9 protein-coding genes, 1 tRNA gene and 3 rRNA genes are annotated in these 12,155 nt (G+C 52.7%); 2 read left to right on the top strand and 11 right to left on the bottom strand.

Annotated features, from left to right (window positions below; translation table 11 throughout):
* Positions 1–149: 149 nt before the first annotated feature.
* Positions 150–281: an entericidin A/B family lipoprotein gene (locus ACN28Q_RS13655; RefSeq protein WP_095846827.1), complete on the bottom strand. Its 132-nt coding sequence runs from the start codon at positions 279–281 to the stop codon at positions 150–152.
* A 216-nt stretch (positions 282–497) separates the two neighbouring features.
* Positions 498–1,064, bottom strand: coding sequence for an elongation factor P (efp, locus tag ACN28Q_RS13650; protein ID WP_095846826.1), 567 nt, complete (start codon positions 1,062–1,064; stop codon positions 498–500).
* Positions 1,065–1,107: 43 nt separating this feature from the next.
* Here efp and epmB point away from each other — a divergent pair, with 43 nt between their 5' ends.
* Positions 1,108–2,139: an EF-P beta-lysylation protein EpmB gene (epmB, locus tag ACN28Q_RS13645; protein ID WP_095846825.1), complete on the top strand. Its 1,032-nt coding sequence runs from the start codon at positions 1,108–1,110 to the stop codon at positions 2,137–2,139.
* Positions 2,140–2,291: 152 nt separating this feature from the next.
* Here epmB and rrf read toward each other — a convergent pair.
* The 4 genes from rrf to ACN28Q_RS13625 all read right to left on the bottom strand — a co-directional run bounded on the left by rrf (position 2,292) and on the right by ACN28Q_RS13625 (position 7,413).
* A 5S ribosomal RNA gene (rrf, locus tag ACN28Q_RS13640) occupies positions 2,292–2,407 on the bottom strand.
* A 108-nt stretch (positions 2,408–2,515) separates the two neighbouring features.
* Positions 2,516–5,425, bottom strand: a 23S ribosomal RNA gene (locus tag ACN28Q_RS13635).
* Positions 5,426–5,609: 184 nt separating this feature from the next.
* Positions 5,610–5,685, bottom strand: a tRNA-Glu gene (locus ACN28Q_RS13630).
* A gap of 186 nt (positions 5,686–5,871) precedes the next feature.
* Positions 5,872–7,413 (bottom strand): 16S ribosomal RNA (locus ACN28Q_RS13625).
* The 16S, 23S and 5S rRNA genes sit together here with 1 tRNA gene alongside, the layout of an rRNA operon.
* A 496-nt stretch (positions 7,414–7,909) precedes the next feature.
* Here ACN28Q_RS13625 and ACN28Q_RS13620 point away from each other — a divergent pair.
* Positions 7,910–8,452, top strand: coding sequence for a gamma carbonic anhydrase family protein (locus ACN28Q_RS13620; RefSeq protein WP_095846823.1), 543 nt, complete (start codon positions 7,910–7,912; stop codon positions 8,450–8,452).
* A gap of 35 nt (positions 8,453–8,487) precedes the next feature.
* Here the strand turns inward: ACN28Q_RS13620 and aroE are convergent, their stop codons facing one another.
* From aroE to dprA, 5 genes are read right to left on the bottom strand one after another with little or no spacing between them, the layout of a single operon-like run.
* Positions 8,488–9,306 carry a shikimate dehydrogenase gene (gene aroE, locus ACN28Q_RS13615; RefSeq protein ID WP_095849030.1) on the bottom strand — a complete coding sequence of 273 codons (819 nt, stop codon included), beginning with the start codon at positions 9,304–9,306 and terminating at the stop codon, positions 8,488–8,490.
* Positions 9,307–9,321: 15 nt separating this feature from the next.
* Positions 9,322–9,879 (bottom strand): L-threonylcarbamoyladenylate synthase type 1 TsaC, encoded by a 558-nt coding sequence (tsaC, locus tag ACN28Q_RS13610; RefSeq protein WP_095846822.1) that lies wholly within the window; start codon positions 9,877–9,879, stop codon positions 9,322–9,324.
* An 8-nt stretch (positions 9,880–9,887) separates the two neighbouring features.
* Positions 9,888–10,433 (bottom strand): DNA topoisomerase family protein, encoded by a 546-nt coding sequence (locus ACN28Q_RS13605; protein ID WP_095846821.1) that lies wholly within the window; start codon positions 10,431–10,433, stop codon positions 9,888–9,890.
* A 25-nt stretch (positions 10,434–10,458) separates the two neighbouring features.
* Positions 10,459–10,932 carry a DUF494 family protein Smg gene (gene smg / locus ACN28Q_RS13600; protein ID WP_095846820.1) on the bottom strand — a complete coding sequence of 158 codons (474 nt, stop codon included), beginning with the start codon at positions 10,930–10,932 and terminating at the stop codon, positions 10,459–10,461.
* Positions 10,904–12,025 carry a DNA-protecting protein DprA gene (gene dprA, locus ACN28Q_RS13595; protein WP_095846819.1) on the bottom strand — a complete coding sequence of 374 codons (1,122 nt, stop codon included), beginning with the start codon at positions 12,023–12,025 and terminating at the stop codon, positions 10,904–10,906. Before dprA ends, smg begins: the two co-directional genes overlap by 29 nt.
* Between the last annotated feature and the right edge of the window lie 130 nt (positions 12,026–12,155).

Here is a 12,155-nt window from a genome sequence, read left to right as displayed (position 1 = left end):
CTAAAAGCATGCCTCTGACGGCCGATAAATGATAGCGGCCAGCAGGTAATGGTAAACAAAATAGGGTAACGAGCACTAATCAAGAAATACGGGGGAAAGTACCCCACGGGCATAATATGTGAGCTCGTGGGAATACCTTTATGGGAACATTATTGCGCGCTGCGTTGAATCGCTTTTCCGCCAGCTTCAACATCTTTACCAACACCTTGCGTCGTGTTGCAAGCCACCAGGGAAGACAGCATCAGTAAAGAAAAAATCACGATAATACCTTTTTTCAGCATAATATAATCCTTATTGGTTTTGATGAAAAAGTATGGCTCTCTAAGTTTAGTAAAGAATTTAGGAAGCTTTTTTTTTATACGGATTTTTCTGCATCAATAGGGCGAATAATGCAGGCAGGCGGTAACACGGGAAATGGGCTGGCGCAGAATCGGATAGCCGCTCTGCAGAAAGAGGTTTGAATACCAGGGGCCTAACCCCTGGTAATCGCGCTTATTTTATTTAACGCGGGATACGTATTCGCCAGAGCGGGTATCAACTTTGATCACTTCACCAATCTGCACGAACAATGGCACTTTAACCACAGCGCCGGTCGTCAGCGTTGCAGGCTTGCCGCCGGTGCCTGCGGTATCGCCTTTCAGGCCTGGATCGGTATCAACGATTTCCAGTTCAACGAAGTTTGGCGGAGTCACGGAGATCGGCTGGCCATTCCACAGGGTCACGATGCACTCGGCCTGATCCAGCAGCCATTTGGCGTTATCACCAACGGCTTTCTCATCGGCAGCCAGCTGATCGAAAGTCTCATTGTTCATGAAATGCCAGAACTCACCGTCGTTGTACAGGTAAGTCAGGGTCATATCCATCACGTCTGCGCCTTCGCAGGAATCGGTGGATTTAAAGGTTTTTTCCAACAATTTGCCGGTCAGCAGACGGCGCATTTTTACACGTGCAAATGCCTGGCCTTTGCCCGGTTTAACGAACTCACTGGACTCAACCGCGTAAGGCTCGCCCTCGAACATGATTTTAAGACCCGGACGGAAATCGTTGCTAGAATATGTCGCCATGATGGCCCTCTAAAAAATTTAAACTGGTAACTTAGCCAAAAAAATGGCACACATTATAACCCAAAATACGGTAGATAGAGAAGATTGGTTGCAGCAACTCGCCGATGTTATTACCGATCCCGACGAACTGCTACAACTGCTGTCTCTGGAAAACCATCCGGAGCTGCCGTTAGGGCGCGATGCCCGTCGCCTGTTCCCACTGCGTGTGCCGAGAGCGTTTGCCGCCAGAATACAACCGGGCAATGCCAACGATCCTTTGCTGCGCCAGGTGCTCACCGCCAGAGAGGAGTTTATCAGCGCCCCCGGGTTCAGTAACGATCCGCTAGATGAACAACGCAGCGCAGTGCCGGGCCTGCTGCATAAATATGGTAACCGCGCGCTGCTGTTGGTCAAGGGCGGCTGTGCGATTAACTGCCGCTACTGCTTCCGCCGTCATTTCCCTTACCAGGATAACCAGGGCAATAAAAACAACTGGCGCCAGGCACTGGCCTATATTCGCCAGCACACCGAGCTGGATGAGATCATTTTCTCCGGTGGCGATCCGCTGATGGCCAAGGATCATGAAATTAGCTGGCTGATTAGCGAATTGGAAAGCATCAGTCACCTGAAACGGCTGCGCATCCATAGCCGCCTGCCGATAGTGATCCCGGCACGGATCACCGCCGATTTATGCCAGCGCCTGGCGAGCACCCACCTGCAGGTGGTGATGGTCACGCATATCAACCACGCCAACGAAATCGATCGCGCGGTGCGCAGCAGCATGGCGCGGCTGCGGCAGGCCCGGGTAACGTTGCTGAATCAGAGCGTTCTGCTGCGGGGCATCAACGATAATGCCGATACGCTGGCGGCATTAAGCAATGCCCTGTTCGATGCCGGCATTCTGCCTTATTACCTTCACGTATTGGATAAAGTGCAAGGCGCGGCACACTTTATGGTGAGCGATGATGAAGCCAGGGCGATTATGCATGCGCTACTGCGCAAGGTTTCTGGTTATCTGGTGCCCCGCCTGACGCGCGAGATTGGCGGTGAACCCAGCAAAACGCCGCTGGACTTACGCCTGGCGCAGGATAAGTAGCCGTACTCTCTACCCATACCCCCTCAACGTCCTACTCTGTCCTTCTCTGCTTTGGTAGAGAAGATCTCGGGAATTCTATAGGCCGCGCCGAAGCGTGGCCCACAACGCAAAAAGCCCCGCGCTGATGCACGGGGCTTTCTACTGGATTTGATGCCTGGCAGTGTCCTACTCTCGCATGGGGAGACCCCACACTACCATCGGCGCTACGGCGTTTCACTTCTGAGTTCGGCATGGGGTCAGGTGGGACCACCGCGCTATTGCCGCCAGGCAAATTCTGTTTCATTTCAGCCGTTGTGCACTTTCACACAACCACCAAAACCAATCTGCAAACAAGCTAAAAATCTCTGTCAAGTCTCTAAAACACCTTCGGTGTTGTAAGGTTAAGCCTCACGGTTCATTAGTACTGGTTAGCTCAATGCATCGCTGCACTTACACACCCAGCCTATCAACGTCTTAGTCTTAAACGTTCCTTTAGTGGACTCAAGGTCCAAGGGAAGACTCATCTCGAGGCAAGTTTCGCGCTTAGATGCTTTCAGCGCTTATCTCTTCCGCACTTAGCTACCGGGCAATGCCATTGGCATGACAACCCGAACACCAGCGGTGCGTTCACTCCGGTCCTCTCGTACTAGGAGCAACCCCTCTCAATCTTCCAACGCCCACGGCAGATAGGGACCGAACTGTCTCACGACGTTCTAAACCCAGCTCGCGTACCACTTTAAATGGCGAACAGCCATACCCTTGGGACCTACTTCAGCCCCAGGATGTGATGAGCCGACATCGAGGTGCCAAACACCGCCGTCGATATGAACTCTTGGGCGGTATCAGCCTGTTATCCCCGGAGTACCTTTTATCCGTTGAGCGATGGCCCTTCCATTCAGAACCACCGGATCACTAAGACCTGCTTTCGCACCTGCTCGAGCCGTCACTCTCGCAGTCAAGCTAGCTTATGCCTTTGCACTAACCTCCTGATGTCCGACCAGGATTAGCTAACCTTCGTGCTCCTCCGTTACTCTTTGGGAGGAGACCGCCCCAGTCAAACTACCCACCAGACACTGTCCTCACCCCCGCTCAGGGGGCCGAGTTAGAACATCAAACATTAAAGGGTGGTATTTCAAGGTTGGCTCCATGCAGACTGGCGTCCACACTTCTAAGCCTCCCACCTATCCTACACATCAAGGCTCAATGTTCAGTGTCAAGCTATAGTAAAGGTTCACGGGGTCTTTCCGTCTTGCCGCGGGTACACTGCATCTTCACAGCGAGTTCAATTTCACTGAGTCTCGGGTGGAGACAGCCTGGCCATCATTACGCCATTCGTGCAGGTCGGAACTTACCCGACAAGGAATTTCGCTACCTTAGGACCGTTATAGTTACGGCCGCCGTTTACCGGGGCTTCGATCAAGAGCTTCGCCTTGCGGCTGACCCCATCAATTAACCTTCCGGCACCGGGCAGGCGTCACACCGTATACGTCCACTTTCGTGTTTGCACAGTGCTGTGTTTTTATTAAACAGTTGCAGCCAGCTGGTATCTGCGACTGGCTTCAGCTCCATCCGCAAGGGACTTCACCTACATGCCAGCGTGCCTTCTCCCGAAGTTACGGCACCATTTTGCCTAGTTCCTTCACCCGAGTTCTCTCAAGCGCCTGAGTATTCTCTACCTGACCACCTGTGTCGGTTTGGGGTACGATTTGATGTTACCTGATGCTTAGAGGCTTTTCCTGGAAGCTGGGCATCAACTGCTTCGCCACCGTAGTGACTCGTCATCACGCCTCAGGGTTAAAGCAGTCCGGATTTACCAGGACTACCCCCCTACACGCTTAAACCGGGACAACCGTCGCCCGGCCAGCCTAGCCTTCTCCGTCCCCCCTTCGCAGTAACACCAAGTACAGGAATATTAACCTGTTTCCCATCGACTACGCTTTTCAGCCTCGCCTTAGGAGTCGACTCACCCTGCCCCGATTAACGTTGGACAGGAACCCTTGGTCTTCCGGCGTGCGGGTTTTTCACCCGCATTATCGTTACTTATGTCAGCATTCGCACTTCTGATACCTCCAGCAACCCTCACAGGCCACCTTCAACGGCTTACAGAACGCTCCCCTACCCAACAACGCCTAAGCGTCGCTGCCGCAGCTTCGGTGCATGGTTTAGCCCCGTTACATCTTCCGCGCAGGCCGACTCGACCAGTGAGCTATTACGCTTTCTTTAAATGATGGCTGCTTCTAAGCCAACATCCTGGCTGTCTATGCCTTCCCACATCGTTTCCCACTTAACCATGACTTTGGGACCTTAGCTGGCGGTCTGGGTTGTTTCCCTCTTCACGACGGACGTTAGCACCCGCCGTGTGTCTCCCGTGATAACATTCTTCGGTATTCGCAGTTTGCATCGGTTTGGTAAGCCGGGGTGGCCCCCTAGCCGAAACAGTGCTCTACCCCCGAAGATGAGTTCACGAGGCGCTACCTAAATAGCTTTCGGGGAGAACCAGCTATCTCCCGGTTTGATTGGCCTTTCACCCCCAGCCACAAGTCATCCGCTAATTTTTCAACATTAGTCGGTTCGGTCCTCCAGTTAGTGTTACCCAACCTTCAACCTGCCCATGGCTAGATCACCGGGTTTCGGGTCTATACCTTGCAACTTGACGCCCAGTTAAGACTCGGTTTCCCTACGGCTCCCCTATGCGGTTAACCTTGCTACAAAATATAAGTCGCTGACCCATTATACAAAAGGTACGCAGTCACCCTGATAAATCAAGGCTCCCACTGCTTGTACGTACACGGTTTCAGGTTCTATTTCACTCCCCTCGCCGGGGTTCTTTTCGCCTTTCCCTCACGGTACTGGTTCACTATCGGTCAGTCAGGAGTATTTAGCCTTGGAGGATGGTCCCCCCATATTCAGACAGGATAACACGTGTCCCGCCCTACTCATCGAACTCACAATCCATGCCTTTTGGTGTACGGGGCTATCACCCTTTGCTGCGCGACTTTCCAGACGCTTCCACTAAGACACAAACTGATTCAGGTTCTGGGCTCTTCCCCGTTCGCTCGCCGCTACTGGGGGAATCTCGGTTGATTTCTTTTCCTCGGGGTACTTAGATGTTTCAGTTCCCCCGGTTCGCCTTGCATGGCTATGGATTCACCATGCAATAGTGTGTCGAAACACACTGGGTTTCCCCATTCGGGTATCGCCGGTTGTTACGCTTCATATCAGCTTACCGACGCTTATCGCAGATTAGCACGCCCTTCATCGCCTCTGACTGCCTAGGCATCCACCGTGTACGCTTAGTCACTTAACCTCACAACCCGAAGATGTTTCCATCATCGGCTGTGCGCTTTTGAGAGACTCGTGAATAATCTTCCGATTATTCATCATTTCAATTTTCAGCTTGTTCCAGATTGTTAAAGAGCAATATCTTAAACACGACTCGTTAAAGTCATCTTTAAGATATTCGTGATAATGTCTTTCACGCATTATCGGAATGGCGTCCCCAAGGGGATTCGAACCCCTGTTACAGCCGTGAAAGGGCAGTGTCCTAGGCCTCTAGACGATGGGGACACGGAAATTGCTTAGCAAATCACTGATTTGCTATTTCCGTGTAAAGGCGCGAATTTGCTGGCAAATTCAAGCGGCCGATGTGTTAACGACTCATCAGCCCGTCCGCCTTTCAACGAAAGGGTTTTCTTGCTCATTATTTTTCATCAGACAATCTGTGTGGACACTGCACATTTCAATATCGTTCGGTAAGGAGGTGATCCAACCGCAGGTTCCCCTACGGTTACCTTGTTACGACTTCACCCCAGTCATGAATCACAAAGTGGTAAGCGCCCTCCCGAAGGTTAAGCTACCTACTTCTTTTGCAACCCACTCCCATGGTGTGACGGGCGGTGTGTACAAGGCCCGGGAACGTATTCACCGTAGCATTCTGATCTACGATTACTAGCGATTCCGACTTCATGGAGTCGAGTTGCAGACTCCAATCCGGACTACGACATACTTTATGAGGTCCGCTTGCTCTCGCGAGATCGCTTCTCTTTGTATATGCCATTGTAGCACGTGTGTAGCCCTACTCGTAAGGGCCATGATGACTTGACGTCATCCCCACCTTCCTCCAGTTTATCACTGGCAGTCTCCTTTGAGTTCCCGGCCGAACCGCTGGCAACAAAGGATAAGGGTTGCGCTCGTTGCGGGACTTAACCCAACATTTCACAACACGAGCTGACGACAGCCATGCAGCACCTGTCTCACGGTTCCCGAAGGCACCAAGCCATCTCTGGCTAGTTCCGTGGATGTCAAGAGTAGGTAAGGTTCTTCGCGTTGCATCGAATTAAACCACATGCTCCACCGCTTGTGCGGGCCCCCGTCAATTCATTTGAGTTTTAACCTTGCGGCCGTACTCCCCAGGCGGTCGATTTAACGCGTTAGCTCCGGAAGCCACGGCTCAAGGCCACAACCTCCAAATCGACATCGTTTACAGCGTGGACTACCAGGGTATCTAATCCTGTTTGCTCCCCACGCTTTCGCACCTGAGCGTCAGTCTTCGTCCAGGGGGCCGCCTTCGCCACCGGTATTCCTCCAGATCTCTACGCATTTCACCGCTACACCTGGAATTCTACCCCCCTCTACGAGACTCTAGCCTGCCAGTTTCAAATGCAGTTCCCAGGTTAAGCCCGGGGATTTCACATCTGACTTAACAGACCGCCTGCGTGCGCTTTACGCCCAGTAATTCCGATTAACGCTTGCACCCTCCGTATTACCGCGGCTGCTGGCACGGAGTTAGCCGGTGCTTCTTCTGCGAGTAACGTCAATCGCTGCAGTTATTAACTACAACGCCTTCCTCCTCGCTGAAAGTGCTTTACAACCCGAAGGCCTTCTTCACACACGCGGCATGGCTGCATCAGGCTTGCGCCCATTGTGCAATATTCCCCACTGCTGCCTCCCGTAGGAGTCTGGACCGTGTCTCAGTTCCAGTGTGGCTGGTCATCCTCTCAGACCAGCTAGGGATCGTCGCCTAGGTGAGCCATTACCCCACCTACTAGCTAATCCCATCTGGGCACATCCGATGGTGTGAGGCCCGAAGGTCCCCCACTTTGGTCTTGCGACGTTATGCGGTATTAGCTACCGTTTCCAGTAGTTATCCCCCTCCATCGGGCAGTTTCCCAGACATTACTCACCCGTCCGCCGCTCGCCGGCGAGGAAGCAAGCTTCCTCCCGCTGCCGCTCGACTTGCATGTGTTAGGCCTGCCGCCAGCGTTCAATCTGAGCCATGATCAAACTCTTCAATTAAAAGCTTGATTTGCTAAGTTAATAGCGTGCTCGAAGATTTACTGCATGAATTTTACTTCAGTTAGTCACTCTTCAAGACTTGATATTTTTTTGCACCCAAAGGTGCTGGATATCGTCTTGTGAGTGCCCACACAGATTGTCTGATAAATTGTTAAAGAGCAATGAGTTACGAGACTTGGCTCGTTCACTCGAGGTGGCGTATATTACGCTTTCCTCTTTCAGAGTCAACCCCAAATTTCAGGATTTTCTCTTTTCTTCCCGGCCGCTTCGTGAAGTGAATCACTTGCGCCGTGTCGATGGAGGCGCATTATAGGGATCCGAATTTTTTGCACAACCCTTTTTTGATCTTTTCTTTCTGTTTGAACATTTCTGCACCTCTTCGGATGGATCTTATGCGATCCGTCCCGCACAGCGGTGGATCCGCCCGCACTATTGGTTGTAATTCCAACAGTAGTGGCTAGTATTTGCCGATAGCATATTTCTTTTGGGGCTGACCATGTCTGAAGCAATACGTCCTTATCTTCATTATTTGCCCAAGATCGGGCAACGCGTCATGATCGATCCTTCCAGCGTTGTGATCGGTAATGTCGAATTGGCGGATGACGTCAGTGTCTGGCCGCTGGTTGCGATCCGCGGCGACGTTAACGCCGTTAGGATTGGCGCCCGCAGTAATATTCAGGACGGCAGCATACTCCATGTCACCCATCAATCTGCTCACAACCCGGATGGGTTTCCGTTACTGATTGGCGAGAACGTCACCATCGGGCACAAAGCAATGCTGCATGGCTGCACCATCGGCAACCGCGTATTAGTGGGAATGGGTTCTATTCTGCTGGACGGCGCCATTATAGAAGACGATGTCATGATTGGCGCCGGTAGCCTGGTAACTCCGGGCAAGCGGCTGGCTTCAGGCTATCTGTATCTCGGCAGCCCAGCCCGGCAGGTGCGGCCGTTAACCCCGGAAGAGCTTGAAGGGTTGATTTACTCCGCCAATAACTATGTGCGTTGGAAAGACGACTATCTATCGCAGGATATCTAAGCGCTACCCGTTCCTGGGGGGAACGGGCAACAATGTTATACAGCCAATTCGTTGTGCAACTGCTGTAATACCGGTTCAATCTGCGGCATAACGCCATGCCAAATATGGAAAGAATGCGCCGCCTGGCCCACCAGCATACCCAGGCCATCCGCAAAATGCATGACCCCCTGCTGCTGCACCCATGCCAGAAAGGGCGTTAGCCCCGGCTGATAGAACATGTCATAACAGCGGCTTTGTGCGTTAACCACGTTGGTCGGTAATTCCGGCACCTCACCATGAATGCCGGAAGCCGTTGCATTGATCACCAGATCAAAATCCCGCTGCGCCAGTTGGCTCATTGGCACCGCGCTGATTTCCCCTACGTGCAGGAAAACCTGCGCCAATTCCTGGGCACGGCTAAAGGTACGGTTGGTAATAGTAATGACACAGCCAAAGGATAACAGCGGGAGTATCACGCCGCGGGCGGCACCGCCGGCGCCAATCAACAGGATACGATCGCCAGGCTGAATCAACCGCTGGTTTTGCAGATCGGTGAGCAGGCCCACGCCATCCGTATTGTCTCCCAGTAAACGCCCATCAGCCAAAACCTTGATAGTATTTACCGCACCGGCCAACGCTGCACGTTCACTCAATTCATCCGCCATGGCATAAGCACGTTCTTTAAAGGGAACGGTGATATTCGCCCCTTTTCCGCCCGCACCGACAAATGCCCGCAGTGACGCTTCAAAGTTGTCTAATGGCGCCAACACCGTGCCGTAATGATGTTCAATCCCGGTTTGCGCAGCAAACAGCGCATGAATACGCGGCGATTTACTGTGGCCGACAGGATTACCGAATACTGCAAACGTCGCCATACTCATTGATTACCCCTACCCCTGTCGGATTTGCTGCCCCGTTAGGGCATCGCGTATTTCTGAAGGATTCAGCCGGCCTCCCACGCTACCGGCCAATACCGGAAACGCTTGACCAAACTGCAGCAAGACGTCTTCAGACGTGCGGCAAGGATCCTGACCACTGAGATTGGCACTGGTTGAAACCAGTGGCTTGTCATACTGGCGGCAAAGTTGCCGGACCAAAGGATGATCGCTAACGCGCACGGCCAGTGAATTAAAACGCCCGGTAAGGAAACGTGGCGTTTCTGGCCGGGCTGGAATCACCCAAGTCACCGGCCCAGGCCAGGTGGCAAAAATCCGGGCCCGTTGCTGGTCATTCAGCGCACTGTCGTCAATATAAGGCAACAGCTGCGCATAATCTGCAGCGATCAGGATCAGCCCCTTTTCCCAAGGGCGCTGCTTCAGCGCCAACAAGGCATTAACCGCTTTTTCACTGTCAGGATCGCAACCCAGCCCGAATACGGCTTCTGTCGGGTAAGCAATAACCTGCTGATTACGCAGCATATCAATAATAGTGGTGAAGTCTGGGCTCATGGGGTCTTTTATTCTTGGGTCGCGACGGGTTTACCACACAGTTTACTGGCGCAATAGAGCACCATCCCCTTTGCAGTCCGCTTTTCCATCAGCAGTGGATAATGGCAATAAGCACATTCACCGGCAACCGGTTTAAAATTAAGCGCAAACTGGCACTCGGGGTAGCGATCGCAGGAATGAAAAACTTTCCCGTAACGCGATTTGCGCTGTAACAATTTCCCCTGGCCGCATTGCGGGCAGGTGATGCTGGTTTCGTCAGGTTTGTCTATCACTTCGGTATGATCGCACTGCGGGTAATTACTGCATCCAATAAACATACCATAACGCCCCTGGCGCAACAGCAACGTGGCTTGGCACTTCGGACATTGCTGGCCATCCAGCACTTTCACAATATGGCCATCCGCCTGCGCCTTCAGCGGACGAATATATTGACATGCTGGGTATTGAGAACAACCGAGAAAAGGGCCGTGGCGACCACTGCGGATCACCAGTTCGGCCCCGCATTCCGGACATGGTTCATTTTGCCTGGCGGCAAAAATCGCTGTTTTTGTCATAACATCTTCTATGCGCGCTATCCGCTCAGTGCAGATAACCTTCGTTTACTTCAAACAACAGTTCTTCCATTTGCTGATATGCGCTTTCATATCCGGGGATATTAAACAACACCATCAACACAACCCATTTCAGATCTTCGAGATCGAATTCCGTATTATCCAAGGCCATAACACGGTCAATGACCATTTCACGGGTCTCAAGGTTCAATACCTGAATCTGTTCAAGGAACAGGAGGAAACCACGGCAGCTGGCATCCAGACGCACGCTTTCTTCTTCCGTGTAGATCCGCATTGCCAACGGATCGGCACCCATAAAATACGGTGCATTTTCGCCTTCCTGCAGATCTGCAAGTTTCTCAAGCCAATTCAACGCGTTGTAGATATCATCCCGATGAAACCCCGCCTCGGCGAGATCATCGGTCAGTTTATCCTGATCGACGCGCATCTCTGGTTCATTGTGGATATAAGTTTCAAATAAGTACATGAGTACGTCGAACATGGCTTGCCCTCCTTATCCGGACATAGCCGCCGGGTACAGCTGCGATCCATCCTGCTAACTCCAGATCGAGTAATTTGATTACCACCTCTGGCACAGGTTGGCCGGCACGTTCAGCGACGACGTCAACAGGTGTCACCTCATCTCCTACGTTAGCCAACACATCGGCAAATGGCAATTCAACTTCGGCTTCTGGCGAAGAAATAGTTGTTTTTTCGCTGACTGACAGCCAATTCAGCCCACTCCCCAGTTGTTCGGCGATATCTTTCGGCTCGGTAATCAAGCTGGCGCCCTGTTGGATTAACCAATGCGTTCCCCCGCTCATCGGGTTGCCAAGCGGCCCCGGCAGCGCGAAAACCTCCCGCCCCTGCTCCAACGCGCAGCGGGCGGTAATCAGCGAGCCGCTGCGTAGCGAGGCTTCCACCACCAGCACGCCCAGACTTAAGCCGCTGATAATACGATTACGCCGCGGAAAATGATCCGCCAGCGGCAGATCGCTGACCAGGTGCTCAGAGATAACCGCCCCGCCTTGCGCCACAATGTGTTCAGCAAGGCGGCGATGACGGCGTGGATAGACATTCTCAAGACCGCTGCCCAGCACGGCGATGGTCTGCCCTTCCGCTTCCAACACGGCACGATGGCAGATACCGTCGATCCCCAAAGCAAGGCCACTGGTCACGGTAAAACCGCAATGCACCAACCCCGCGGCGAAGTAGCGCCCCCACTGTTCACCGTAATGGCTGTGATGACGGCTCCCGACCATAGCCACCTGCGGCTGTTGTAGCACCTGGCGATCGCCATTGACCAACAGCAGTAACGGGGCATCATCGATTGCAGATAAACACTCGGGGTAAGCCGCATCCCCATAGATCAGCAGGTGGTGGCCAGGGGATTCAAGCCAGCGCAGCGTGGCGGAAAGATAAGCCGGCGGGATCTGGCGAAACTGGGCACACTGCTGCGCATTCATCCCCAGCGCCGGCAGCAAACGGTAGGGATCGCCGCCATCCGCAAGCAGCTGGTTTAATATGCGGTATGACTGCACAACATCCATACCCCTTACGCAGTGCATTCTCAGGCTGATTTCTTCCGGCAGCATCGGCAATCCCTCGCTGATATTGTTGGTATTATCAATTCGTACAATTGGCTAACGATGCTGTCAATCAAGGCGGGAAATGTCTAGAATAGTGACTAAACTCTACTCTATCACTTGGATATAGATCTAAAGA

Origin of the sequence: Gibbsiella quercinecans (assembly GCF_002291425.1) — a bacterium.
Taxonomy (GTDB): domain Bacteria; phylum Pseudomonadota; class Gammaproteobacteria; order Enterobacterales; family Enterobacteriaceae; genus Gibbsiella; species Gibbsiella quercinecans.
Note: the sequence above shows the minus strand (reverse complement) of the source record. Positions and strands in the feature narration are given on the sequence as shown.

Excerpts from the sequence above, each read along its gene's own strand:
- ACN28Q_RS13655 (WP_095846827.1), bottom strand. The coding sequence starts at position 281 with ATGCTGAAAAAAGGTATTATCGTGATTTTTTCTTTACTGATGCTGTCT.
- epmB (WP_095846825.1), top strand. The coding sequence starts at position 1,108 with ATGGCACACATTATAACCCAAAATACGGTAGATAGAGAAGATTGGTTG.
- tsaC (WP_095846822.1), bottom strand. The coding sequence starts at position 9,879 with ATGAGCCCAGACTTCACCACTATTATTGATATGCTGCGTAATCAGCAG.
- ACN28Q_RS13620 (WP_095846823.1), top strand. The coding sequence starts at position 7,910 with ATGTCTGAAGCAATACGTCCTTATCTTCATTATTTGCCCAAGATCGGG.
- smg (WP_095846820.1), bottom strand. The coding sequence starts at position 10,932 with ATGTTCGACGTACTCATGTACTTATTTGAAACTTATATCCACAATGAA.
- aroE (WP_095849030.1), bottom strand. The coding sequence starts at position 9,306 with ATGGCGACGTTTGCAGTATTCGGTAATCCTGTCGGCCACAGTAAATCG.
- efp (WP_095846826.1), bottom strand. The coding sequence starts at position 1,064 with ATGGCGACATATTCTAGCAACGATTTCCGTCCGGGTCTTAAAATCATG.
- dprA (WP_095846819.1), bottom strand. The coding sequence starts at position 12,025 with ATGCTGCCGGAAGAAATCAGCCTGAGAATGCACTGCGTAAGGGGTATG.
- ACN28Q_RS13605 (WP_095846821.1), bottom strand. The coding sequence starts at position 10,433 with ATGACAAAAACAGCGATTTTTGCCGCCAGGCAAAATGAACCATGTCCG.